This window comes from Parabacteroides hominis (genome assembly GCF_014287585.1).
Lineage (GTDB): Bacteria > Bacteroidota > Bacteroidia > Bacteroidales > Tannerellaceae > Parabacteroides > Parabacteroides hominis.
The window spans coordinates 1-587 of the sequence record NZ_JACOOJ010000111.1 but is presented as its reverse complement, the minus strand read 5'-3'; the positions used below and the strand labels follow the sequence as shown (position 1 = coordinate 587).

The following is a 587-nucleotide window of genomic DNA, read 5'->3' as shown; positions in this document are numbered from 1 at the left end:
CTGACAAACAATTATATTGTAACGCACAATACACTTGAAAGCATCGCCACTATCAACAAGGCCGACGCCTTCCCCTGCCTGGTAATCTGCCCGAATGTTGTCAAGATCAATTGGCAAAGAGAATGGCATAAGTTTACAGACAAGAAAGCGATGGTATTAACCGATTCCGTCCGCGATAGCTGGCCTTTCTTCTGGCAGACCGGTATGAACCAAGTTTTTATCGTAAACTACGAGAGCCTACGAAAATACTTTGTCCGGCGGATCACGAAAGCGGAAAAATGGACGTTGAAAGATGTCGAGTTTCACAACACGATCAAATTGTTCAAGTCCGTGATAATAGATGAATCGCATAAAGTCAAATCAACGGCCACCCAACAATCCAAGTTTTGCAAAGGTATTGCATCCGGGAAAGAGTATATCATCCTGCTGACCGGTACTCCTGTTGTTAACAAGCCAAAGGATCTAGTAGCGCAATTGGGTATCATGGATCGCATGATCGATATGGGTGGATGGAAAGGCTTCATACTACGGTATTGTTCCGGTCCCAACCAGGCAAGTAATCTGAAAGAACTTAATTATAAATTATG

1 protein-coding gene is annotated in these 587 nt (G+C 43.4%); it reads left to right on the top strand.

Annotated elements, in window-relative coordinates; all coding sequences use genetic code 11:
* The coding region (locus tag H8S65_RS20875) for an SNF2-related protein (protein WP_255489345.1) at positions 1 to 587 on the top strand (587 nt) is incomplete at both ends.